Genomic DNA, 23,635 nt, shown 5'->3' with positions numbered 1-23,635 from the left:
AAAGGTGCTGCGGCGGGCGACGAGGTCGACCGACAGGGCCTAGCTAGGGGCCGGTGTCGGTGCCGCGGGTGTCGGACCAGGCCTTCCAGAGGGCCGCGTACGGCCCTTCGGCCGCGCGCAGTTCGTCGTGAGTGCCGGTCTCGACGATCCGCCCGGCGTCCATGACGACGATGCGGTCGGCCGTGGCCGCCTGGCTGAGGCGGTGCGCGACGATCAGTGCGGTGCGGCCGTCCACGGCACGGGCGACCGCCTTCTCCAGGGCACGTGCTCCGGCGCTGCCCGCCTCGGCGGTGGCCTCGTCCAGGATCACCAGCGGCGGATCGGCGAGGATCAGCCGGGCCAGCGCCAGGGCCTGCGTCCGCTCACCGCTGAGCCGGTGGCCGCCGTCGCCGACCACCGTGCCGAGTCCGTCGGGCAGTGCCTCGGCCCAGGCGAGGGCGTCGACGCGGTCGAGTGCGGCGCGCAGCTCGTCGTCGGTGGCGTCGGGTTTGGCGAGGCGGAGGTCGTCGGCGAGTGGGCCCGCGAAGACGTGGGTCTCCTGGGTGATGAGCGCGACCGTGCGCCGGGCGTCGACCGGCCGCAGCTCGGTCGGCGGGACGCCCCCGATCAGGACGGTGCCGGCGGCGGGCGGCTGGATGCCGGCGACGAGTCTGGCCAGAGTGGTCTTGCCGGCCCCGCTCGCCCCTACGAGCGCCACCCGCTCGCCATGACGGATCGTCAGGTCGATGTCGTGCAGGACAGGGTGCCCGGGGCGGTACGCGTGGCTCACGGCGCGCACCGTGACCTCGACCCGGTCAGGGTCTGCCGGGCGGGCCCGCCCCGGCGGCGGGGAATGCTCGGTGACGCCGACGAGCCGGGCCAGGCCCGCCGTGGCCGACTGGGCGTCGTCGAGGAGGACGAGGGCGGCGTTGACGGGGGCGAACAGGCTGTGGAAGTACAGGGCGGCCGCGGTCGCCGTGCCGATGGACGCCGAGCCCTCGCGGACCAGCCAGTAGCCGGTGACCAGGACGGCGGCCAGCCCGATGTACTCGGCGATGTGCAGCCGGCTGTAGAAACCCAGGACCAGCCGCACCCCGCGCATCCTGAGCGCCACCACCGACCGGGACCGCTCGGCGACCCGTTCGGTGTGCTCCCGCTCCAGCCGGAACGCCCGCACCGTGGAGCCGCCCGCGACGGTGTCGAGCAGTTGCTGCTGCTGGGCGCTGCCGGCCGCGCGCTGCTCGGCGTAGAGCGGTACGGCCCGGGCGACGTACCAGCGCGCGGTGGCCGCCTGCACCGGCACCGCCAGCAGCGCGGCCAGCAGGAACCGCCAGTCGAGCAGGGCCATGGCTCCCAGCGTGAGGACGATGGTCAGCAGTGAACGGGCCAGCTCCGGGAGGGCGCCTCGCACCGCTTCGGCGATCAGGGACACGTCGGCTGTGACCCGGGCGGTCAGATCACCGGCCCCGGCCTTCTCGATCCGCTCCAGTGGCAGGCCGAGAGCCCGCTCGACGAACCTCTCGCGCAACCGGGCCAGCGTCGTCTCGCCCAGCCGGGAGACCAGCGACAGACCGAACCCGGCGGTGACGCCCTGCGCCACGGCGACGGCCACGAGCAGCGTCGCCGTGGTGGTGATGGCGTCGACGGACGCGCGGTCGGCGGCCAGATCGACGATTCGCCCCAGCAGCGGCTGAACGAGCAGACCGACGGCTGTGGAGCCGACCATCACCGCGAGCGCCGTCAGGACCAAGGACCGTTGCGGGCGCAGCAGTTCGGCAACGGCGGCGCGGGTACGGGCGGCGGTGGCGACGGGGAGGAGAACGCCACCGTCGGACGATGCCTCGGCGGGGGACCGGGTCATGTGAGCACCGCCGTACGGTAGTCCGCGCGGTCGTGGATCAGCTGCTGGTGGCCGCCGCTCGCGGCGACCCGGCCGCAGTCGAGGAGGACGACCCGGTCGGTCACGGCGAGGAGGGCGGGGCTGGCGGTCACGAGCACGGTCGTACGGCCCGCGCGTACGTCCCGGATCCCGGCGGCGATCCGTGTCTCTGTCACGGCGTCGACGGCCGTGGTGGGCTCGTGCAGGACGAGGACCGACGCGTCGGTGGCCAACGCCCGGGCCAGGGCGACGCGTTGCCGTTGACCTCCGGAGAGGGAGTGCCCGCGCGCGGTGACGGCCGTGTCGAGGCCGTCGGTCAGGGTGCGTACGATTTCGTCCGTGCCCGACGCGGCGATCGCGGCCGTCACGGAAGCATCGGTTCGGGCGCTGGCCGCGGCGGTGACGTTGTCGAGGAGCGTGCCCTCGAACAGGTCCGCGTCGTGCTCGGCCACGAGGAGCGCGGCCCTCAGCTCCGCCAGGCCCAGCGCGGTCAGTTCCGTGCCGTCCAGTTCGACGGCCCCGGCGTCCGGGTCCGCGCGGCGGCCGAGACAGCGCAGCAGCGCCGACGCGTCGGCGGGATCGGTGGCGAGGACACCGACCGTCTCGCCGGGCGCGATGTCGAGATCCACCTCGCGCAGGGACCCGTACGACAGGCCGCGCAGCCGCAGCCGTCCCTCCACCCGGCGCAGCACGGCACCGTCGGACGGCGGTCCGGGCGCTACGGCGTGCTCGGCGCCGAGGACTTCGGCGATCCGGGCGGCGGAGGCGCGCCCTTGGGCCAACTCTGCGTTGACCCAGGAGAACTCGGAGAGCGGGCCGATGAGGAACAGGGCCAGCGCGACGGACGTGACGAGTTCGCCGAGGCCGATGTCGCCGCGTGCGGCCAGCCGTCCGCCCACGAGCACGACCAGGGCCAGGAACGCGCCGGTGAGCATGGTCACGACCCCGCTCTGCCACGCCTCGGCGCGCGCCGCGCGCAGGGTGGCGGTCAGGGAATCCCGGCTGACCCGCCGGTAGCGGGCGACAGCCGCCCGCTCGGCGCCGATGCCCTTGAGGACGCGCAGTCCCGTCACGAGGTCGGCGGCGACGCCGGACGCCCGCGCCGCGCGCTCCTGCTCGGTCTCGCTGCGTCGCTCGAGCGGCTTGCTCAGCAGGTGCACCAGCCACAGCAGCAGGGGCGTGCCCAGCAGGACGAGCAGCCCGAGCGGTACGGACACCCTCAGCAGCACGACCGCGCCGACCGCCAGACCGGTCGCGGCCGCGATGCCGACGACGAGGGCCATCGTGACGGCGCCGACCCGCCGGGCGTCCTCGGTGGCGGTGTTGGCGAGCTCGCCGGGCAACCGGCCTTCGTCCGCGCCGCCTTCGGGGGCGAGCACCCGGCCGATCAGTTCGGTTCTGAGGCGATGGGCGGCGGTCGCGGAGGCCCGTTCTCCGGCTCGGGCGCCGTAGCGGAAGCTGAAGGAGAGACCGATGTAGCCGACGGCCAGGACGACCAGCGACAACAGCAGGCCTGAGAGGTCACCGGCCACGACACCGCGGTCGACGGCCACACCGATGAGCACGGGAATCAGTGCCTCACCCGTCTGATGGCCCATACCCAGCACCGCTCCGAGCGCGACATCACGTCGCTGTCCTCGCACCGCGCGCCACAGGACGGTCCGTCCCGACAGGCCCGCCTGTCTCACGCATCCCTCCGGAGCGGAATCGCTCACAGCACCAAACACCCCGTCTCTTGGCCGGTTTCCCTCTTGCGGTGGCCCGTCGCGACAGCTTCCGCTGCTGGATAAGGTTAGGCTAACCTCTCCTGGTGCATTCAGGTGAAGAGAGTGCCGCGGTCAGGCGCCCCCAGGGCCATGAACTGTCGGCCACGGGTGTCACCGTCGCCTACGACGGTGTCGATGTCGTACATGACACCTCGCTGACGCTGCGGCCCGGCGAAGTGACCGTCCTGGTGGGGCCGAACGGCAGTGGCAAGTCGACGCTGCTGCGTACCGTCGCGCGGCTGCAGCGGCCCAGGACCGCCACGCTCACCATCGACGGCGACACCGACGGCCTCGCGCTGACCCCTCGTGAGTTCTCGCGCCGCGTGGCCCTGCTGACGCAGGGACGCCCCACGCCCAGTGGGCTGACGGTACGGGACGTCGTCGAGTTCGGCCGGTATCCGTACCGGGGCCGCTGGGGCAGGGCAGACCCGGGCGGCCGGGCGGCGGTGGACCGTGCGCTCGCGATGACGGGCGTCGCGGAGTTCGCCGAGCGCGGTGCCGAGCACCTCTCCGGCGGGCAGCTCCAGCGCGTGTGGCTGGCCGGCTGTCTGGCCCAGGAGACGGGCGTGCTGCTGCTCGACGAGCCGACCACCTACCTCGACCTGCGCTACCAGGTCGAACTCCTGGACCTCATACGGGACCTGGCGGACGACCACGGGATCGCCGTGGGCACCGTCCTGCACGACCTCGACCAGGCCGCGGCCGTGGCCGACCGGATCGTCCTGCTCCACGAGGGGCGGGTGATCGCCGACGGCGGCCCCGAGGACGTACTGACGCCGCAGCGGCTGACCGGCATCTACGGCATCCGCATCGAGGTCGACACCGACCCCCTCACCGGCCGGCTGCGCACCCGCGCGATCGGCCGACACCACTCGCGAAGCGAAAGGCTCACCACACCCTCATGAGACGCCTCCTCACCACCGCGGCGGCCGCCACCGTCGCGGCCCTCACCCTGGCCGCCTGCGGGACCACCGAGCCCGCCACCGACGACGCCGCCGCGAAGAAGACCAGCGAGGCCATCACCCTCACCGACGCCTCCGGCACCAAGGTCGAACTCGACGGCCCCGCCAAGAACGTCGTCGGCACCGAGTGGCACGAGGTCGAGCTCCTGATATCGCTGGGCGTGGACCCGGTCGGCGTCGCCGACGTCAAGGGCTACAAGACCTGGGACACCGCCGTCCCGCTGCAGAACGAGCCCAAGGACATCGGCACCCGTGGCGAGCCGAGCATGGACACCATCGCGTCCCTGAAGCCGGACCTCATCGTCGCCAGCACCGACCTGCCGCCGGCCGCCGTGAAGCAGATGCGCAAGGTCGCCCCGGTCGTGGAGGTGCGTTCCGCCGACGCCTCCGACCCGATCGGCCAGATGAAGGAGAACGTCGACCTCCTCGCCAAGGCCACCGGCACCACCGAGCAGGCCGAGAAGCTCAAGAAGGACTTCGACGCGAAGATCGCCGAGGGCAGGAAGGCCCTCGCCGACGCCGGTCTCGGCGGTGCGAAGTACGCCTTCGCCGACGGGTACGTCGTCTCCAACCAGGTCTCGATCAGGCCCTTCACCAGCGGCTCGCTCATCGGCGCGGTCAACGAGGAACTCGGCCTGAAGAACGCCTGGACGGTCGAGGGCGACAAGGACTACGGCCTGGGCACCACCGACGTGGAAGGCCTCACCAAGCTCGGCGACGTGCAGTTCGCCTACATCGCCAACGACGGCGACAAGAGCAGCATCCCGTTCACCGAGAACGGCGCCCTGGCCAAGGACAAGGTGTGGACGTCGCTGCCGTTCGTGAAGAAGGGCAACGTCCACCGGCTGCCCGACGGCATCTGGATGTTCGGCGGTCCCGAGTCGATGAACCAGTACGTCGACTCCCTCGTCGCCGCGCTGACGAAGTAACACCATGGCCGTCACCGCGACACCCCCCGCCACCCGTCCGTCGGCGGCCACGTCCCGCACGGGCGCGGCCGCGGTGACGGCCGCTCTGATCCTGCTCGTCACGGCCCTCGCGGTCGTGGACATCACGCAGGGAACAGCCGCGGTCGGCGCCCCGGAGGTGTTCAAGGCGCTCACGGGCCGGGCCGACCCGGGCGACGCGTCCGTCGTCATCGCCTCCCGGCTGCCGAGGGTGACCGCCGGCCTTCTCGTCGGCGCCGTGCTCGGCATGGCCGGCGCCGCCCTGCAGGCGGTCAGCCGCAACGTCATCGCCTCGCCCGACACCCTGGCCGTCAACGCCGGCTCCTACCTGGCCCTCGGTCTGGCCGCCGCCACCGGCGTCTCGCTGCCGCTGCTGGCCTCCTCCGGCGTCGCGTTCACCGGCGGCCTCGCGGCGGCGGCCGTCGTGCTCGGGCTGTCCGGGCTCGGCGCCGGCACCGTGCGGCTCGTCCTCGCGGGCAGCGCCCTCACCCTCGGCCTCACCGCCGTCACCGAGGGCCTGCTCCTGCTGTTCCCCCAGCAGACGCAGGGCCTCTACCAGTGGAACCAGGGCAGCATCGCCCAGAACGGGTTCGGCGGTGTGCTGCAGATGGCCCCCCTCGGCATCGCGGGCCTCGCCGGACTGCTGCTGATCGCCCGCCGCGTCGACGCCCTGGCCCTCGGCGACGACGCCGCCCGCGGCGTCGGAGTGTCCGTGCGCGCCACTCGCGTCACCGCCGTCGTGCTCGCCGCCCTGCTCTCCACGACGGCCGTCACCCTCGCCGGGCCCATCGGCTTCGTCGGCCTGTGCGCCCCCGCCCTGGTCCGCCCGCTCGCACGCAGGTTCCGGGCGTTCACCCGGACGCGTTCGAGCCTGCCGGTCGTGGGTCTCACCGGTGCGGCCCTGGTCCTCGGCTCCGACGTGCTGCTGCGCGCCATCGTGCCCCCGGACACCGCGGTCGCCGTGCCGACCGGCGTCGTCACCAGCCTCGTCGGCGCCGTTTTCCTGATCGTCATGGCCACACGGGTCCACGACACGGCGGGCGCCGCCGCGCCCGATCGGCTGCGCATCAGAAGCAGGGCCGTCTTCCTGCTCACCACGGCCGTCCTGGTCGCCGTCCTGGTCGGCGTGACCATCGCCGCCGTACTGCTGGGCGACAGCAAGCTCCTGCTGGGCGACGTGGTCAACTGGGCGCAGGGACGGGCCGGCCGGACCGTCACCTTCGTCCTCGACACCCGGGTGCCCCGCGTACTGGCAGCCCTCCTCGCGGGCGCGGCACTCGCCCTGGCGGGCACGCTCGTCCAGGCCGTCACCCGCAACCCTCTGGCCGAACCGGGCATCCTGGGCGTCTCGGGCGGGGCCGCGCTCGGCGCGGTCCTCGTGGTGACGACCATCCCGTCCGTCGGATCCTGGGGTGTGGCGGGAGCGGCGTTCGCGGGCGCCGCCCTCAGTTCCGTCCTCGTCTTCGGGCTCGCCGCACGGGGAGGCTTCCAGCAGAACCGGCTCGTCCTCGTCGGATTCGGCGTCGCCACCGGGGCAGCCGCCCTGATCAGCCTTCTCATCATCCTCACCGACCCGTTCAACGCGACGAAGGCGCTCACCTGGCTGTCGGGCTCCACCTACGGGCGGACCCTGCCCGACGTGGCGCCCCTCGCAGCCGTCCTCACCGTCGGCGTGGCCGTCGCGGTCCTGCGGCGGACCGAACTCGACCTCGTCTCGCTCGACGAGGACACCCCAAGGCTCCTCGGCCTCAAACTCGCGCGCGGGCGCCTGGGCTTCCTCGCCCTTGCCGTCCTGCTCAGCGCCACCGCCGTGGCCGCCGCCGGCACCATCGGCTTCGTGGGGCTCGTGGCACCCCACGCGGCCCGCGCCCTCGTGGGCCGGCAGCACGCCCGGGTCGTGCCGGTCGCGGTACTCCTCGGCGCCGTACTCGTCTGCACCGCCGACCTCGTCGGCCGCACCGTCATCGCACCGGCCCAGCTGGGTGCCGGCCTCATGACTGCGGTGATCGGCACGCCGTACTTCCTCTACCTGCTCGTGCGCAGCCGGCGGTAGGAAGACAGGGCAACGGAGTGCACCATGTCAGCACGACCTGCGGGCACGCGTCGACGCCGTCGGCGAGGTCCTGTCCACGCGAGTCGCCGGGGCGGAACTCGCGTGGACAGCGATCCGGGTGTGTGACCCGCTCGATCGTGCCGTGCGGTCGATGGGCCCTCCCGGCCGGTCGGACAGGCGGGATCAGCGCAGCCCGGCGAAGAGATCGTTCTCGGGTACGGCGGCTCCGGTGGCGTCCTGGACCCGTACGAAGGTCTCCATGCCCATCAACTCGCCGAACCTCTCCTTGCCCATCCTGAGGAAGAAGATGTTCTCGCCCTGACTGGCGTGCGCGGCCAACGCGTCGAACTTCTGACCGCTGAACGCGGTGGTGTCCACCCACGTGGTGATCTCGTCGTCGGGGAGGCCGATCTCGGCCAGCGCGGCGGCCTCGGCAGGATCCGGTTCCGGCATGTCCTCACCGAACTCGCGCATGATCTCGCCGAACCGCCGCATCATCGAGCGGGGCATCGTCGTCCAGTACACCTTCGGCGTCAGCGTGGTCATCTCCAGCGCCGCCATCGTGATGCGGTGGGCCTGGATGTGGTCGGGGTGGCCGTAGAAGCCGTTCTCGTCATAGGTGACGACCACATCAGGTCGGTAGTGCCGCATGAGTTCCGCGAGCCGGGCCGCGCCTTCCTGCACGGGGGTCTGCCAGAAGGATCCCGGGGCGTCGTTGCTCGGCCAGCCCATCATCCCGGAGTCGGCATAGTCCAGCATCTCCAGATCGCTGACCTTCAGGACGCCACAACTCGCCTCAAGTTCTTGACGGCGCATCAAGGCGACGGCCGCCGGATCGTGCCCCGGATCGCCCGGCTTGGCACCCCCCGGTCCGTCACCGCAACCGCCGTCGGTACACGTCACCAGAACCGTGCGGATGCCTTCCGCCGCGTACCGCGCGAGGACCCCTCCGGTTCCGGTGGCCTCGTCGTCGGGGTGGGCGTGTACTGCCATGAGCGTCAAAGGCCGGTCAGTCACGAAACAGTCCTCCTGCAGGAATACGTCTTGGTTCCGAGTACGCGGCGGGCGTACCGCGATCACGGGGCCCGGCTCCCGAAGGGGCGGACGACCTGGTGGTCTCCGTTCCCCGCCCATACGGCACCGGTCCCTCGATCGATGCAACCGTGCAGACAGGACCGGCTGTTCCCGGCGCGGCAGGTCGGCCTGCCAAGCGGCCCACGTAGCGCCGTGACACTGTCGGGTCGAGGAAGGTCGCGCGACCGCAGCCAAGCCCTGGGCCGGGAGCTACGCCCTGGCGGCGTTCCTGGGCGCGACCGGCGTTCCCGCCAAGCCGACGGGCGGACTACTGCCCGCACCGAACGCCTGCTGGTCGGGCGACTGCTGATCGAAGGATCCCGTTCCCAGTCCGCATCGGCATCGCATGACGGGGCAACTCCGCCGCGTACCTACCGTGGGACGGGTGCACGACCTCCTCCGCCGCCGGCAGCGCGACGGCACCCCGCATCGCATCTTCGCCGCGCTCCAGGCCGTGTCTCCGGTCCCGACCGCGCCCCCGCGCCGTTCCCGAGCCTGCCGATCACCTGACCACGCACCGACGTCGGCGACGGCCGCTGCGCCTGAGCATGATCTCACTGCCCTGGGAGCCTGAGGCCGAGCGGTAGGTACTACTCGGCGGCCATGCTCTGCGTACCGACCACCGCCAGCAGCTCCAGCTTCTCGGCGTCCTCGGTGCCCGGTTCGGCCGAGTAGCCAAGGATGCGCAGGCCGCTGCCGTCCATCCGGAGCACGTTGCAGTCCAGGGTCAGCAGGCCCACCTCAGGATGCTCGATCGTCTTGCGTGAGACCTCCAGACTGCCGACGACACCGGCCTCCCACAGCTCGGCGAACCGCTCGCTGCCCGCGCGCAACTCGGTGATCAGTCGCCGCAGTTGACGATCGGCGGGGTACCGGGCGGCGGCGGACCGCAGCTCGGACACCATGCCGATCTCCAAGGCGCGCTGTTCCTCCCGCGTGTGCCGGATCCGGGTGGACGAGCCCAGGAACACCCCCCACGCCCCGTTGCGTTCGGGGCCGCGTGCGCCGGACGTGTCGCCTAACAGCGCGTTGTACATCGGGTTTGCCATCAGCAGCGTCAAGGCGGCGTCGGTGACCGCGACCGGTGTGTCCACCAGCCGGTCCAGCAGCCGCAGGACGCTGGGCGGGATGTGCGACGGCACCACCTCGGGACCTGGGAGCACCAGCCCGGCCAGCCCGAACAGATAGGCCCGTTCGCCTCCCGTGAGCCGCAGCGCCCGTGCCAGGGCCTCGACGACCTGATCGGAAGGGTTGGTCGCCCGGCCCTGTTCGAGGCGGGTGACGTAGTCGACCGAGATCCCGGCCAGCAGGGCCAGCTCCTCACGCCGCAGCCCGGACGCACGCCGCTGGCCGCCCAGGTGCAGCCCGGCTGAGGTGGGGGAGATGCGGTCGCGCCAGCGCCGCAGAGCCTGTCCGAGCTCGGTCGCGGTCATGCCCTCAGTGAACACCGTCGGCCGGGCGCGTGCCTGGTACTGGCAGTCCCAGGAAGAAGGGTCTCCTGGCTGTCCGCCGGGCCGGGCAGGAGTGTGACGGCATGACGACAACACTGATCACCGGAGCGAACAAGGGGCTGGGCTTCGAGACCGCCCGCCGCCTCGTCGCCGCAGGCCACATCGTCTACGTCGGCGCCCGCGACGCCGAGCGCGGCCGCCGCGCCGCCGACGAGCTCGGCGCCCGGTTCGTCCACCTCGACGTCACCGACGACGCCTCCGTCCAGGCCGCCGCGAAGACCGTCGAGGCCGACGGCGGGCTCGACGTGCTGGTCAACAACGCCGGCATCGAGGTCCGGGGCGAGGACAACAGCGTGTTCGGCGCCGCGGACGTCACCGCCGACCAGATGTGGACCGTCTTCGACACGAACGTCCTGGGCATCGTCCGCGTCACCCACGCCTTCCTCCCGCTGCTGCGACGCTCGGCCGCGCCGGTCGTGGTCAACCTCAGCAGCGGCCTCGGCTCCATCGGCCACGTCTCCGAGCCGGACCACCCGGCGCACCGCTACCCGGGAATGACCTACGCGGCCTCGAAGGCCACGGTCAACATGATCACCGCGCACTACGCCAAGGCCTTCCCTGCCATGCGGATCAACGCCGTGGCGCCCGGTTTCACGAAGACGGACCTCAACGGACACACGGGCATGCAGTCCGTAGAGGAAGGCGCCGACATCATCGTGCGCATGGCGCAGGTGGACCGCGACGCCCCGACCGGCGGCTACTTCGACACCCAGGGCGCGCTGCCCTGGTGAGCCCACAACGGCACGAGCCGGGGCGGCCTGCGTCCAGACCAAGCCTGCACGTCGGACAGACCATCTCTGGACCGGAGTTGATGAACGAACAAGGAAACGGCCGTGCGGTCGCCGTACTGCTGACTTCTGTCCTCGTCGCGGGCCTGGTACTCGCCTTCGTCGTGGTGCAGACCAGGGCGGCGACTCTCCAAGCTCCGGCGTCGACAGAGCGACGGGCTTACGGCGACGGTGTCTACACGGTGCGGCTCAGTGACACCGGGAGTATCGAGCCTGGTCGCTTCACCGCCCGACTCACAGGTCGGCAGGCCGCCAAACCCGTCACCACACCAGGTGTGCTGTCGGTGACCCGGCTGCCAGGCCGGTCGGCGGTCGTGCCGAGGCTGCCGGGCTGCCACTCGACCATTCCTGCTCCCGTTCCCTCCCCTTCACCCCTGCCTCCACCGACCCCACCGGCGGACGGCGGCGTCATATCTCCGGGCGGTGATCGCGCCGCGCAGTCCCCGTCGGGGCCTTCCCACCGTGGCCGTCCCGGCCGGGCGGTGCGGAACGAGCAGGACCACGCGGTGAAGTCCCCAGCCCGTCCACCCGGCGAAGCCAACCGTTTCCACAGCAGGGCCGGCGAGTAGGTCCTGCCCTGGGCCGCCCAGTGCTTGACACCCAGCGGGAGCTCGATCGTGCCCTCCCCTCCGGGACCAGGCCCGGAGTCGTTGATAACCGGACTGTTGTCCGGCGCGTCCAGATCCGCGAAGCAAGGCTGTCCACGTCGATCCTTCCGAGGCAACGGAGACGAACCATGAACATGCCCCGCCGAAACCTGCTGACCGGGGCGGCCGCCGCCGCGGTCGCTCTGACCGCATCACCGGCGACCGCGTCACCGGCGACCGCGTCACCCGGTGGAAGCCGGCACCCCGGCTCGGCACACCTGACGAGAGAGACGGGCAGTGGCATGCCGAAGGGCCGGATCCTGATCCGCAACGGCCACGTCATCGACACCGAGCCCCAGCCAGTCGCCCACGCCCGCACCGACGTCCTGATCGAGCGGGGGAGGATCACCGCCGTCGGGCGAGGCCTCCGCTCCAACGGCGCCATGGTCGTCGACGCCACCGACCACATCGTGCTCCCGGGCTTCGTCGACACCCACCGGCACATGTGGCACTCGGCGCTGCGCAGCGCGGCCGTGGACGTCGACCTCGACGCCTACTTCCGCCTTCTGGGGCAGGTCGGACCGAAGTTCCGGCCGCAGGACGTGCACATCGCGACCCTGGCCGGCGCGCTGGAGTGCCTCGATGCCGGCATCACCACTCAGCTGGACTTCGCGCACATCGCGTACTCGCCCGAACTCGCGGAGGCCGCCGTCGACGCACTGCAGACGGCGGGGCTGCGCGCGGTCTTCGGCTACGGCACCCCGGTCGACGTCACCGGGGGCGGGAAGCTCGCCGACGTCCGCCGGATCCGCGAGCGTCTGGCCGACGACAACGCTCGCGTCACCATGGCCTACGCCCCGCTCGGCCCCGTGTCCACCCCGATGGCGACGGTGGCCAAGGACTGGCGCACAGCCGACGAGCTGGACCTGCCGCTGACGATCCACCTCGCCAGCACGCCCGTCAACGAACAGCCCGTCTTCGCCCTGCGCGACGCCGGCCTGCTCCGCGAGAAGACCCTCTACGTCCACGCCAACGGCATCGGCGACGACGAGCTGAAGCTGATCGCCGACTCGGGCGCCACCGCATCGGCCACGCCCGGCGACGAGGCCGGCCGTCTGCGGCGCGCCGGTATCACCACGGGCACCGGCGTCGACACCGTCGCCTTCGCCCCCGGTGACATGTTCTCCACGATGCGGGCGGCGCACCTCGCCGGCCAGATCGCGGAGGACCCCCGGATGACCGCCAAGGACATCCTGCGGATGGCCACCCTGGACGGTGCCGCCGCGATGGGGCTGGCCGACCGCACCGGCTCTCTACGCCCCGGCAAGCAGGCCGACATCATCATGCTCCGCCTGGACGACCTCAACATGCTCACCGCGGAGCGTGACCCCATCGGCGCCGTGGTCACGGAGGCTCAGCCGCACAACGTGGACACGGTCCTCGTGGCAGGGAGGGTCGTGAAGTTCGCGGGCCGGCTGGTCCACGCCGACCTCCGCCGTACCGCCCGGGCCCTGCGCGCCACCGCGGCCGCGGTCAGCGCTCGCTGACTCGAACCCAGCGCCGCCGGCTCCGACCGCAGGCGCGCGTGCGGTCTACGTCGCGCGCCCCGCCCTCACCCCCCCGAGCCCGGAAATCGGGAACACCACGGAGAACGGGAAGCGAAATGAGTGAACGGACCACGTCGGCCGCACGGGCCGCATCCGACGATCACGACGACTACCTGCTCCAAAGCTCCGACTTGGAGCACCAGCGGCTCATGGCGCAGGCGCGGATCCTGCGTCCCTGGACGGATCGGTCTCTGCGGCTGAGCGGTCTGAGACCCGGCATGTCCGTGCTGGACCTCGGTTCGGGGATGGGTGATGTCTCGATGCTGGCCGGCGAGATGGTGGGGCCGCGCGGCCGAGTCCTGGGCGTCGACCGCGACCCGGTGACCACGGACAAGGCTCGCCGCAGGGCGCGGAACGACGGCTCCGGCGGAAGCGTCGAATTCGAGCTTGCCGACCTTGATGACTTCGATACGAAACGAGCGTTTCGACGCAATGGTGGGCCGCTACGTCCTGCCGTACCAGAAGGACCCCGCCGCCACCCTCCGCCGATTCGCCCGTTTCCTGCGGCCGGACGGGATCGTGGTGCTCCACGAGTTCGACTTCACCGTGCAGAAGTCATCCACTGGACGGAACTGGCATCCAGAACCGAGGGCACCGGTGGGTTCGCCTGGGTCGGCATGTGCGCCGCACTCGGGAGCGCCGTACGCACTTGGCGCGACTACATCGACGCGACGGAGGACCGGGCGGTACGGGCAGAGGCGAGCGAGGAGGAGGCCCGCCGACGGGTCGCCGAGGAGCGACTGCGTATCGCCCGGGAATCCACGACGTGATCGCCCTTCAGGCGGAGGTCGCCAGGCATCTCCTGCGCTCCGAACCGGACCAGGCCGACACGGCTCTCGGCCACATCCGGCATGCCGGCCGCGATGTCCTGGACGAACTCAGCTCCTTGCTCTACGTGTTACGGCAGCCGGACGACGGGACGCACGCGGCACATCCGGTCACGTCGGCCCGTGTGGGCACCGCCTCCCAACGGGCAGGGAACAGCGTCGAGGTCCTGCTGAGCCAGTACGCGCCCTGGCACCGCCACGCGGGAATCAGTCTGCACGCGTTCCGGTCTGGTGGTTTGCGCGCCCGATTCCCTGAAACAGTCGCGGAATCGCCGTCGTAGCGCCGCTGACTGGGTGTTGATGAAGGGGGACGCCAGCTGCGACGCTCAGGAGGTCTGCCTCCCGGGTAGCAGGTGCTGTTCGTCTTGAGTTAGCTACCAGTGGACGCTCGGCCAGTCGACAGGCGGGTTACTTCAGCGGCAGTCCGGCCTCGTGAGGCGCCGATGTCGCCGAGCGCATGCTGATCTTCGCGCGTCTTCTGAGAGTCTTCGCTTTCCGGAACAACTTGGGCTGATCCAACGTCGTGCCGATTTGACAGATGAACAGCTTGACATGAAGGAATCGTTTCTCCTTCTTCTGTCCATTAAAAGCAAGTTGAAAAGCACTTGCTGATCCACTCTTGTCGCGGATAACTTGGGTTCGTGCTGCCAGGAAATTGACTCCTCTTCGGTCTGTAAGAAAGGGGCGACATGGCAATCCAATCGCGTAGCCTGATGCAGTTGACTCAGGGTGCCACCCCGCTGCAAGCGCATCGCAACCTCACGCCAGGACACAAGGAAGAAGAACTCACGCGCCAGGGCTTCGATGGCCGCTCCACGGTGTTCTATCGACATGGGGATCCGACCAGCTATCGGTCCACGGGGCACTTCCGCAGTACCTCGGTCGACGGTAATGCCTTGGTGACTGGTGATCTCAAGAGCCCCGACGGGCTGCCGCAGCGGCTGTATTTCAATGCAGACTGCACGATCTGGCTCAGTCGGCGCGCGGAGTCGATGCCGTGGTTCCGACGCAACGTGGACGGGGACGAGTGCTGGTTCGTCCATCAGGGGAGCGGCACGGTCGAGACCGAGTACGGAGATATCCCTTTCGCTGCCGGTGACTACGTGTACTTACCGAAGGGGGCGACGCACCGCTGGCGGATCGACCAGGGTGTGTTCCTGCTGGGCGTGGAGACCCGGGATGAACTGCAGGTGCCCACCTACGCCGGTCTTGGCCGGCGTGCTCCGTTCGACACGGACCTTATCAGGACCCCGCAATTCAAGCCGCCTGTCCTCGAAGAAGGAGAATTCGAGGTCAAGGTAAAGTACGACCAGGAGTATTCGTCCTTGATGTTCGCGAATCATCCGTTCGATGTGTACGGGTGGAAGGGGGATCTGTTCCCATTCGCTTTCAATATCGAGGACTGGAACGTTCTCATGTCGGATAGCCTGCACATTCCGCCTACCATGGCTGTATTCATGTGCAGTGAAACGGATTACGACGAAGTGCATCTGATGCATGGCGGGCGAAAGCAGGGAACGTCTCTGCAGACCGGTCGAATCGACCACGATCCGCAGGGAATCAACCACGGAGTTTCTGAGGACGACCGGCAGACGTCCCGCAACGAATGGGACAGTGTCGATTACACGGACTGGTCGATCATCATGATCGAAGCGAAGAATCCAGTACGCCTCGATCCTGACGTGCCGGCGGACATCGTGGCCTGATCGCCAGGCCCGCGCCGCCCCAGCCCTTCTCCGCACTCGTCCCACATGGGCAGCTTGCCTCCTGACAGGCGGCGGGCTGCCCTCGCGACTGCCCAGACACAGGCCACCGCAGTTCACCATCACGAAGGACTCACCGTCTTGCCTTTCGGCTCTTCCTCCCGCACTGCACCAGTGCAGCGCACCTCGCATCCGGACCGGGCATCCATGGTGCGCGTCGTCACCATCACCGCCATCGCGTTCGGGCTGACCGCCCCCGGACAGACCACAGCCGTCTCGGTTTTCGTCGACCCGCTCATCCAGGACCTCGGTGTGAGCCGCTCGGCGGTCTCCACCGCTTACCTCATCGGGTCTCTCTCGGGTGCCTTCGTCATGCCGTTCCTCGGCAGGCTCATCGACCGCTTCGGCCCACGTGCCCTGATGGCCGGCGTCGCCCTGTGCTTCGGTGGAATCCTCATCGCTTCGAGCCTGATCGCGGGCGTCCCCAGCCTCACGATGGCCTTCATCGGCATGCGTGTCGGCGGGCAAGGCGCGCTCAGCCTCGTCGCTACCACGGCCGTGGCCGTCTACATCGAGCGACGCCGAGGTCTTGCCATGGGCCTCACTTCGGCCATCGGTACGGCGATCATCTCGCTCGTGCCGCTAGCCCTGGAACGAGTGATCCAGCACCAGGACTGGCGTACCGCCCTGGTGCTGGAGGGACTTGCAGTCTGGTTGTTCGTCGTCCCCGCAGCCCTGTTCCTGCCGCCTCGTCCCCGACGCGGCACCAGCTCACCCGAGGGTCAAGGCACCGCCTCCGCAGGGGAGGAAATCGAAGCGGAGAAGAACAAAGCCGCTGAGGACGAAGCGGCAGCCACTGACCTGACTCTGCGGCAGGCTCTCCGTACAGGCGTGTTCTGGGTGGTCACGCTGGGGGTGGGAATCTGCAGCCTCATCGGTACCGGTCTCAACTTCCACCTGCTGTCGCTGCTAGGTGAGCGCGGTCTCAGCTCTACCGAGGCCGCAGCCACCTTCCTACCGCAGATGGTGGGTGGACTCGCTGCCACCCTGGTACTCGGGTGGCTTGCCGACCGGTTCTCCGATCTCATCCTGATCATCTCGGTCATGCTCGTCCTCGCTGCCCTGACCGCAGGTGCGGGATGGGTGCAACCGGGTATCTCCGTGCTGGCCTACAGCCTCGCCCTAGGGGCGGTCGGCCATGGCGTCCGTACGTTGGAGGCCGTGGCCTTCCCCCGCTGCTTCGGTGTGGGGCACCTCGGGGCCATCCGCGGGGTCGTACATGCCGTGACGGTCGGTGCGTCTGCGTTCGGTCCTTTGGTGCTCTCCTTCGGCAGGGGGCTCTCCGACTCCTATCGCCCGATCCTGTTGGTGCTCGCCGTGTTCCCCCTCGCGGTGGCGCTCGCCACGGCGTTCGTCCGCACCCCCGGTGTCGTTGATGAGTCCTGACGTCGCCGCGCGTCGGCCTCGGCGACCACCACGCTGATGGGCAGCGCAGTGTGCCGGGTCGTCGTGTGCCGCAGTCCAGCTGTCGCGAACAGCCGCGCGAACTCGGCTTCGGTGCGCTCCTTGCCTTCATGCAGAGCGAGCATGATGATGTCCATGGCCTTGGCAGGGTGCGGGGCATTGCCGTCGGGTACTACTGCGTCGACGACCATCCTGTACTGGTCGTCGGAGCCGGGCCGACGGGCCTCACCGCTGCCGCACTGCTCTCGCGCCACGGCGTCGACGCCATCACCGTGGCCAAGCACCCCGGGTCCCTGACCATGAGTCCTGTTCGGCCTCGGTACGGGGATGGTCGGCGCCTTTTGGCTGGGGTATCTCGTCCGGGTCACCACAGGCGGGCTATGGCCCATGCCCTGGCTTCAGCTGCTGATGGATCTGCACGGTGCGCTGCGCGCCATCGCCATCCTGGTACCGACCTTCTCCCTATTCCGGCGCGGCCTGTCTGACATCGCCGTCACCTGGCGCCTGTGGCCGATGTGGAACGATCTGGTCACCGCTGTTCCCCACGTGGCCCTGGTCAAGCCGCGTCACCGCATATGGGACGTCCTGTGGCCCGGGGGCCCCTATCCAGGGGTCTGCCCCCGCGCGACCCACAGAGGGGGGTTACTCATCCGGCAGCAGGGACCTCGCGGGTGAAAGGGCCTTCCTGCTGCGGATGGCCAAGGCGTACCGATCGGCCTCCCCGCACGGCGACGCCGATCGTCAGTGACCGCCGGCGCGCCCTTCGAGGCGGAAGCCGAACGGCACCGTTCCCGCGTCGAGAGCCGTGATCCCGCCGTCCACCGCCAGGACCGCCCCGTTGACGAAGGACGCGGCGGACGACAGCAGCCAGACGATCGCCTCGGCGACCTCGGACGGATCGCCCGGGCGCCCGGCGGGCACTAGTTTCGTTGCTTCTTCGTACGCCTCCTCGACTCCGCCGCCCAATCCCGACTCCTGCGCGAACCGCGCCATACGACGGTCGGCCATCTCGGTGCGCACCCAGGTAGGGCACACGGTGTTGGCCCGCAGCCCCTGGCTCCCATAATCGACGGCCAGCGAACGGCACAGCTGGAGCAGCGCGGCCTTGGAGGTCGCGTATGCGGCGTTGCTCTTCCCGTTGCGCAGTGCCGAGACGGAGGCGACCGCGACAACCGAGCCGCGGGCCTTCAACAGGTGCGGGAGAGCGGCGCGCAACAACAGGAAGGGGGCGGTCAGGTTGGTACGGATCACCATGTCCCACGTCTCGTCCGAGAGATCTCCCACCGCGCCACCGCGTCCGATACCTGCGTTGAGGACCAGTCCATCGAGTCTGCCGTAGCGGGAGACCGTGGTCTCGACAAGATCATGGACGGCTGTCGCCTCCGTGAGATCGGAGGGGTGCGCCACAGCACCGGTTGCGGCGGCCACCTGTCGCAGCGGCCCCGGCCGCCGTCCGCTGATGACGACACGGTGCCCGGCGGCGCGCAGCAATCTGGTGGTCGCTGCGCCGATGCCGGTACCTCCACCCGTGACAACGACAACACGCTCGTCAGCCATGATCGTTGGCGCTCCTCACCAGCGGGGGAACAGGCTGTGTGATCCTACGCAGAACAGCCGAGGTGGGCTGCTGGACCAGTTGATCAAACCCGACAGGGTCATGCCGGCCGTTCGGCGCGGGTGGTGTGGTCGGTGTTGACGAGGGACCAGCGGATCGCGTCGGCGGGTCGATGACGTAGGTGGCGGGCCGCAGCAGGCTGAGTGGGTGGCCTACGTCAACGTGCTGGGGGAGCCGAGGCCGTCGCAGACTCCGGCGAGATCGCCCCGGTGGAAGGTGCACCGGCCGCACTTGGGGTGGTGGTCGTACGTCAGCCGTCAGCCGCGAGCGCGACGGCGTCAGGTACGGCGGCGAACGCCTCGCTCACGCGGGCGGCGAGCGTGGCCCGGCCGCCTGCGCCGCGGCTGCCGGCGCCCTGGCCTCGCCCGGCGGTCCAGTTCTTGGCGCCGACGCGGTAGGCGCCGAAGGCGATCTCGCCGAGGAGGCGCAGCCGTACGTCCTCGCGTCCGTCGCGGCCGAGTCTGCCTTCGAGTTGTTCGACGATCTGTTCCTGGTGGTGGTTGGCCATGATGAGGCTGTGTTTGCGCAGGCCGTTGTGGCCGGCGGCCAGGCGGCGGGTGGCGAGGAAGCGGCGGGGCCAGTCCTCGTCCATCGCCTTGATGGTGTCGACGAGCGTGGTGCCAAGGACGGTGAGGACGTCGCCGTGCAGCTCGGTCTCCGTGAACGTGTCGACGTAGGAGATCCACAGCTCGGCCTCGGCGGCGAGCGCGACCGACTCCTTGGAGGAGTAGTAGCGGAAGAACGTCCGTTTGGAGACCTCCACCTCGTCGACGAGCTCGTCGAGGGTCACCTCGTCGAAGCCGCGCTCCGTGAAGCGGGCGAGCGCCACGTCGGCCAGCGCGCGGAAGGTGCGCTGCTTCTTGCGTTCGCGCAGCGGCAGGACACGGTCGTCCGCCGCGTCGCTCTTTCCGCTGGTCGTGGCGGAGGGCCGGGTCTCCATGCGGGTCACCTTAGCTTCCCCTGCGCGCTTCCTCGCCGAAGAAGTCACTGATACGTAATCGCCTCTCATGGCATACTGCCACTCAGTGGCACTATTGGGAGTTGGTGCATGTGCGTGTCCTGCTCCGGCTGCTGGCGGCCGGTCTTCGTCCCTACGCTGGTCCCGTGGCCGCCATCGCTGTTCTGCAACTGGCCCAGGTCACCGCCGCGTTGTACCTTCCGACGCTGAACGCGGACGCCGTCAACCACGGGGTGCTGCGCGGCGACACCGGTCATGTCCTGCGGGCCGGTGGCGTGATGCTCGCGCTGACGCTGGTGCAGATGGTGTGTGCCGCGGCGGCCGTGTACGTCAGTGCGCGTACGGCTATGGCCCTCGGGCGGGATCTGCGGTCGGCCGTCTTCGCCCGGGTGCGGACGTTCTCCGCACGGGAGGTCGGGCGGTTCGGTGCGGCCTCGCTGATCACCCGGACCACCAATGACGTGCAGCAGATCCAGGCCCTGGCGCTGCTGCTGTTCACGCTGATGCTGACCGCGCCGGTGACGGGCGTCGGGGCGATCGTGATGGCGGTGCGCCAGGACGCACCGCTGTCGCTGCTGCTCGTGGCCGTGCTCCCGGTGCTGACCTCCGCCATGGTCGTGATCTTCGGTCGGCAGGTGCCGTTGTCGGCGTCCTTGCAGCAGCGGGTGGACCGGGTCACGAAGCTGGTGCGGGAGCGGATCACCGGGATCCGGGTGGTGCGGGCCTTCGTCCGTGACGGGCACGAGCAGGCCCGGTTCGCCGAGGCCAACCGGGACCTGCTGGAGGTGGGGCTGCGGCTCGGGCGGATGCAGGCGTTCGCGATGCCGACGGCCATGCTGATCATGGAGTTCTCGGGGATCGCCGTGCTGTGGTTCGGCGGGCACCGGGTGGCCGGAGGCGGGATACAGGCCGGGACGCTGATCGCGTTCCTGCAGTACCTCACGCAGATCCTGCAGGCCGTGATGATGGCGATGATGGCGTTCGTCCTCTCCCCCCGGGCGGGTGCGTGCGCCTGCCGTATCCGCGAAGTCCTCGACACCGAGAGCAGCCTGGCCACGCCGTCGGTGCCGGTCACCCGACTTCTCGAACCGGGGCGTCTGGAGCTGCGAGGGGTCGGCTTCCGCTATCCCGGTGCCGAGGAGCCGGTGCTGCGCGAGGTGTCGCTGACCGTCCGCCCCGGTCAGACCGTCGCGGTCGTCGGCTCGACCGGCAGCGGCAAGTCGACGCTGCTGCACCTGGTGGCCCGGCTGTTGGACGCGAGCGAGGGGCAGGTCCTTGTCGGCGGCGTCGACGTACGGCACATGGACCGGGCCACGCTGGCGGCGGCGGTCGGGGTGGTCTCGCAGCGGCCGTACCTCTTCTCGGGCACCGTCGCCTCCACCCTGCGCTACGGGCGTCCCGAGGCGAGCGAGGACGAGTTGTGGCAGGCGCTGGAGACCGCGCAGGCCCGTGACTTCGTCGAGGCCCTGCCCGACGGACTCGACGCCCCCGTCACGCAGGGCGGCGGCAACTTCTCCGGCGGGCAACGCCAGCGCCTGGCGATCGCCCGCGTGTTACTGGCCCGCCCGGACCTGTATGTGTTCGACGACTCGTTCTCCGCGCTCGACGCGGCCACCGATGCCCGCCTGCGCGCTGCCCTCGCCGAGCGGACCGCGGGCGCGACGGTCGTCATCGTCGCCCAACGGGTGACCACCGTCCGCCACGCCGACCGCATCGTCGTCCTGGACGAGGGCCGGGTGGAGGCGAGTGGCACCCACGCCGAACTCATGGCCGCCAGCCCGACCTACCGGGAGATCGTCCTGTCCCAGCTGACCGCCGAGGAGGCCGCCGCGTGACCAGCTCAGAAGGGGAGAAGAGCCGTAAGCCCCAGGACTTCCGCACCTCGGCGCTGCGGCTGCTGCGCGCGATGGGACCGGACCGGCGCAGGCTCATCCCGTGCCTGGCCCTGAGCCTGATCAGCGTCGCGCTGACACTGTCCGTCCCGATGATCCTCGGTCATGCCACGGACCTGATCGTGCGCGGAGTGGCCGACGGGGGAGCGGACTTCGGCCGCGTCGGACGAGTCCTCGGGGTGGCGGCCGCACTCGTCGCGGTTTCTGCCTCGTGCGCACTCGCCCGGGGACGGCTGGCGCAGGACATCGGCCAGCACACCGCCCACCGGCTGCGCGAACAGGCGTCGGCGAAGTTCACCGCGCTGCCCCTGGCGTACGTCGACCGCCGACCGCGCGGCGACCTCGTCTCCCGGATCGCCAACGACGCCGACAACATCGCCCTCACCCTCCAGCAGCTCCTCACCAAGATCGCCGTGTCGCTGCTCAGCGTCGTCGGCGTGCTGGGCATGATGCTGTGGCTCTCGCCCTTGCTCACCCTGGTCGTGGTGGCGTCCCTGCCGGTCGTCGCAGGCGTCACGCGGCTGTTGGGGCGCCGCTCCCAACCGCACTTCACCCGGCAGTGGCGTGCCACCGGCGAACTCGCCGCCCACGTCGAGGAGAGGTTCACCGGGCATGACCAGATGCTGCTGTTCGGCCGCGGTGAGGAAGCCCAGCGCGACTTCGACGAGCGCAACCGGGCCCTGTACGAGGCCGCCCGCCGCGCCCAGTTCTTCTCCGGCGTCATCGAACCCGCCCTGGCCTTCCTCGGCTACGTCACCTTCGTGGCCGTCGCCGTCCTCGGCGGGCTGCGGGTGGCCGCCGGCGCGATGACCATCGGCGGGATCCAGGCGTTCATCACCTACACCCAGCAGTTCAACAACCCCATCGCCCAGGCCGCCGCCCTCATCAACACCGTCCAGTCCGGCGTCGCGTCCGCGGAACGCGTCTTCGAACTCCTCGACGCCGACGAGCAGGTCTCCGACCCGGCGACGGGGAGCCTCCAACAGGTCACCGGCCGCGTTGAGTTCGAGCACCTCTCCTTCCGCTACGACCCCGCCGAGCCCTTGATCGAAGACCTCGATCTCACCGTCACCCCGCACCAGACCATCGCCATCGTCGGCCCCACCGGCGCCGGTAAGACCACCCTGGTCAACCTGCTCCTGCGGTTCTACGACCCCACCGCCGGCCGCATCACCCTCGACGGCACCGACATCGCCGCCCTGCCCCGCCCCGAACTGCGCGCCCACATCGGCATGGTGCTTCAGGACACCTGGCTCTTCGAGGGAACCATCGCCGCCAACATCGCCTACGGCAAGGACGGCGCCACGCACGACGAGATCGTGACGGCAGCCAAGGCGGCCCGCGCCGACCACTTCATCCGCACCCTGCCCGACGGCTACGACACCCTCCTCGACGAGAACGGCACCAACCTCAGCGCGGGCGAACGCCAACTGCTCACCATCGCCCGCGCTTTCCTGACCCGGCCGTCGCTCCTCCTCCTCGACGAGGCCACCTCCTCGGTCGACACCCGCACCGAAGCCCTCGTCCAGCACGCCATGGCCGACCTGCGCACCGGCCGCACCAGCTTCGTCATCGCTCACCGGCTCTCCACCATCCGCGACGCGGACGCCATCCTCGTCATGGAGGCGGGCCGCATTGTCGAACAGGGCACGCACGAGGAACTGCTGGCGGCCAGTGGCGCCTACGCGCGCCTGTATGCGTCCCAGTTCGCGGAGGTGGCGACCCAAAGCGCCTAACCGGCCCGACCGCATCGGCGCGGCAGAGCGAGAGACACTGCAGCACGCCTGTCCGCCCGGCAGAGCCCGTTGGCGTCACGAGCCCGGGTCGAGTCCCTGCTCGCCGAGGCCCTGCCCACCGACGAGGCGAACCGGACGTTCCACGTCCTGTGGACCTCGTAAGCGATGCCGGCGATAACCGACCCCGAACTCGCCGCCCAGCCCGTCGGGCCGGGTCCCGACCGCCTGGAGACCCCTTCGGATCGGACAGCCAGGACGGGCGTCGGGAACCGCGAAACCATGCGGCC

At 70.3% G+C, this 23,635-nt stretch carries 20 protein-coding genes and 2 pseudogenes; 15 read left to right on the top strand and 7 right to left on the bottom strand.

Features of this window, described 5'->3' with window-relative positions; genetic code table 11:
- Positions 1-43 precede the first annotated feature (43 nt).
- Positions 44-1,840, bottom strand: coding sequence for an ABC transporter ATP-binding protein (locus ACZ4UU_RS32975; protein ID WP_471907041.1), 1,797 nt, complete (start codon positions 1,838-1,840; stop codon positions 44-46).
- On the bottom strand, positions 1,837-3,546 hold the full coding sequence (locus ACZ4UU_RS32970; protein ID WP_471907040.1) for an ABC transporter ATP-binding protein: 1,710 nt from the start codon (positions 3,544-3,546) through the stop codon (positions 1,837-1,839). The genes ACZ4UU_RS32975 and ACZ4UU_RS32970 overlap by 4 nt, the downstream gene beginning before the upstream one ends.
- Positions 3,547-3,668: 122 nt before the next feature.
- Between ACZ4UU_RS32970 and ACZ4UU_RS32965 the strand changes: the two genes are divergently transcribed.
- Genes ACZ4UU_RS32965 through ACZ4UU_RS32955 form a run of 3 tightly spaced genes read left to right on the top strand, consistent with a single transcriptional unit; the run spans position 3,669 to position 7,586 of the window.
- Positions 3,669-4,529 (top strand): ABC transporter ATP-binding protein, encoded by an 861-nt coding sequence (locus tag ACZ4UU_RS32965; protein WP_471907039.1) that lies wholly within the window; start codon positions 3,669-3,671, stop codon positions 4,527-4,529.
- Positions 4,526-5,515 (top strand): iron-siderophore ABC transporter substrate-binding protein, encoded by a 990-nt coding sequence (locus ACZ4UU_RS32960; protein ID WP_471907038.1) that lies wholly within the window; start codon positions 4,526-4,528, stop codon positions 5,513-5,515. The genes ACZ4UU_RS32965 and ACZ4UU_RS32960 overlap by 4 nt, the downstream gene beginning before the upstream one ends.
- Before the next feature lie 4 nt (positions 5,516-5,519).
- The gene (locus tag ACZ4UU_RS32955) at positions 5,520-7,586 is read left to right on the top strand and encodes an iron ABC transporter permease (RefSeq protein ID WP_471907037.1); all 2,067 of its coding nucleotides are present in this window, start codon (positions 5,520-5,522) and stop codon (positions 7,584-7,586) included.
- A 183-nt stretch (positions 7,587-7,769) separates the two neighbouring features.
- On the opposite strand, the gene ACZ4UU_RS32950 is transcribed toward ACZ4UU_RS32955, so the two are convergent.
- Both ACZ4UU_RS32950 and ACZ4UU_RS32945 read right to left on the bottom strand, forming a co-directional pair.
- The gene (locus ACZ4UU_RS32950; protein WP_471907036.1) at positions 7,770-8,603 is read right to left on the bottom strand and encodes a PIG-L family deacetylase; all 834 of its coding nucleotides are present in this window, start codon (positions 8,601-8,603) and stop codon (positions 7,770-7,772) included.
- Positions 8,604-9,250: 647 nt separating this feature from the next.
- Positions 9,251-10,093: a helix-turn-helix transcriptional regulator gene (locus ACZ4UU_RS32945; protein WP_471907035.1), complete on the bottom strand. Its 843-nt coding sequence runs from the start codon at positions 10,091-10,093 to the stop codon at positions 9,251-9,253.
- A 101-nt stretch (positions 10,094-10,194) separates the two neighbouring features.
- Between ACZ4UU_RS32945 and ACZ4UU_RS32940 the strand changes: the two genes are divergently transcribed.
- The 8 genes and pseudogenes from ACZ4UU_RS32940 (at position 10,195) to ACZ4UU_RS32905 (ending at position 17,129) form a co-directional block, all read left to right on the top strand.
- Positions 10,195-10,902: an SDR family NAD(P)-dependent oxidoreductase gene (locus tag ACZ4UU_RS32940; RefSeq protein ID WP_471907034.1), complete on the top strand. Its 708-nt coding sequence runs from the start codon at positions 10,195-10,197 to the stop codon at positions 10,900-10,902.
- 793 nt (positions 10,903-11,695) lie between these two features.
- Positions 11,696-13,093, top strand: a complete 1,398-nt coding sequence (locus ACZ4UU_RS32935) for an amidohydrolase family protein (protein WP_471907033.1) — start codon at positions 11,696-11,698, stop codon at positions 13,091-13,093.
- 116 nt (positions 13,094-13,209) lie between these two features.
- Positions 13,210-13,509 (top strand): annotated as a pseudogene (locus ACZ4UU_RS32930) (methyltransferase domain-containing protein); the annotation flags it as partial.
- 43 nt (positions 13,510-13,552) lie between these two features.
- Positions 13,553-13,675 (top strand): annotated as a pseudogene (locus tag ACZ4UU_RS32925) (methyltransferase domain-containing protein); the annotation flags it as partial.
- Between the two features lie 95 nt (positions 13,676-13,770).
- Positions 13,771-13,923: a hypothetical protein gene (locus ACZ4UU_RS32920; protein ID WP_471907100.1), complete on the top strand. Its 153-nt coding sequence runs from the start codon at positions 13,771-13,773 to the stop codon at positions 13,921-13,923.
- Complete coding sequence (locus ACZ4UU_RS32915; protein ID WP_471907032.1) at positions 13,920-14,261, top strand: histidine kinase; 342 nt, start codon at positions 13,920-13,922, stop codon at positions 14,259-14,261. Before ACZ4UU_RS32920 ends, ACZ4UU_RS32915 begins: the two co-directional genes overlap by 4 nt.
- 408 nt (positions 14,262-14,669) lie before the next feature.
- On the top strand, positions 14,670-15,686 hold the full coding sequence (locus ACZ4UU_RS32910; protein WP_471907031.1) for a cupin domain-containing protein: 1,017 nt from the start codon (positions 14,670-14,672) through the stop codon (positions 15,684-15,686).
- A 171-nt stretch (positions 15,687-15,857) separates the two neighbouring features.
- The gene (locus tag ACZ4UU_RS32905) at positions 15,858-17,129 is read left to right on the top strand and encodes an MFS transporter (protein WP_471907030.1); all 1,272 of its coding nucleotides are present in this window, start codon (positions 15,858-15,860) and stop codon (positions 17,127-17,129) included.
- On the opposite strand, the gene ACZ4UU_RS32900 is transcribed toward ACZ4UU_RS32905, so the two are convergent.
- Positions 17,033-17,338: a methyltransferase gene (locus ACZ4UU_RS32900; RefSeq protein ID WP_471907029.1), complete on the bottom strand. Its 306-nt coding sequence runs from the start codon at positions 17,336-17,338 to the stop codon at positions 17,033-17,035. The genes ACZ4UU_RS32905 and ACZ4UU_RS32900 overlap by 97 nt on opposite strands.
- Between ACZ4UU_RS32900 and ACZ4UU_RS32895 the strand changes: the two genes are divergently transcribed.
- Together ACZ4UU_RS32895 and ACZ4UU_RS32890 are read left to right on the top strand one after the other, a co-directional pair.
- Positions 17,258-17,632, top strand: coding sequence for an FAD-dependent monooxygenase (locus ACZ4UU_RS32895; protein ID WP_471907028.1), 375 nt, complete (start codon positions 17,258-17,260; stop codon positions 17,630-17,632). The genes ACZ4UU_RS32900 and ACZ4UU_RS32895 overlap by 81 nt on opposite strands.
- The gene (locus ACZ4UU_RS32890) at positions 17,535-17,822 is read left to right on the top strand and encodes a hypothetical protein (RefSeq protein WP_471907027.1); all 288 of its coding nucleotides are present in this window, start codon (positions 17,535-17,537) and stop codon (positions 17,820-17,822) included. The genes ACZ4UU_RS32895 and ACZ4UU_RS32890 overlap by 98 nt, the downstream gene beginning before the upstream one ends.
- A 66-nt stretch (positions 17,823-17,888) precedes the next feature.
- On the opposite strand, the gene ACZ4UU_RS32885 is transcribed toward ACZ4UU_RS32890, so the two are convergent.
- Complete coding sequence (locus ACZ4UU_RS32885) at positions 17,889-18,704, bottom strand: SDR family NAD(P)-dependent oxidoreductase (RefSeq protein ID WP_471907026.1); 816 nt, start codon at positions 18,702-18,704, stop codon at positions 17,889-17,891.
- Between the two features lie 308 nt (positions 18,705-19,012).
- Positions 19,013-19,702: a TetR/AcrR family transcriptional regulator gene (locus ACZ4UU_RS32880; protein WP_471907025.1), complete on the bottom strand. Its 690-nt coding sequence runs from the start codon at positions 19,700-19,702 to the stop codon at positions 19,013-19,015.
- A 164-nt stretch (positions 19,703-19,866) separates the two neighbouring features.
- Here ACZ4UU_RS32880 and ACZ4UU_RS32875 point away from each other — a divergent pair, with 164 nt between their 5' ends.
- Together ACZ4UU_RS32875 and ACZ4UU_RS32870 are read left to right on the top strand one after the other, a co-directional pair.
- Positions 19,867-21,555, top strand: a complete 1,689-nt coding sequence (locus tag ACZ4UU_RS32875; protein ID WP_471907024.1) for an ABC transporter ATP-binding protein — start codon at positions 19,867-19,869, stop codon at positions 21,553-21,555.
- Positions 21,552-23,348, top strand: a complete 1,797-nt coding sequence (locus tag ACZ4UU_RS32870) for an ABC transporter ATP-binding protein (protein ID WP_471907023.1) — start codon at positions 21,552-21,554, stop codon at positions 23,346-23,348. Before ACZ4UU_RS32875 ends, ACZ4UU_RS32870 begins: the two co-directional genes overlap by 4 nt.
- Positions 23,349-23,635 lie beyond the last annotated feature (287 nt).

The organism is Streptomyces sp. NPDC028907 (assembly GCF_055564995.1).
Note: the sequence above shows the minus strand (reverse complement) of the source record. Positions and strands in the feature narration are given on the sequence as shown.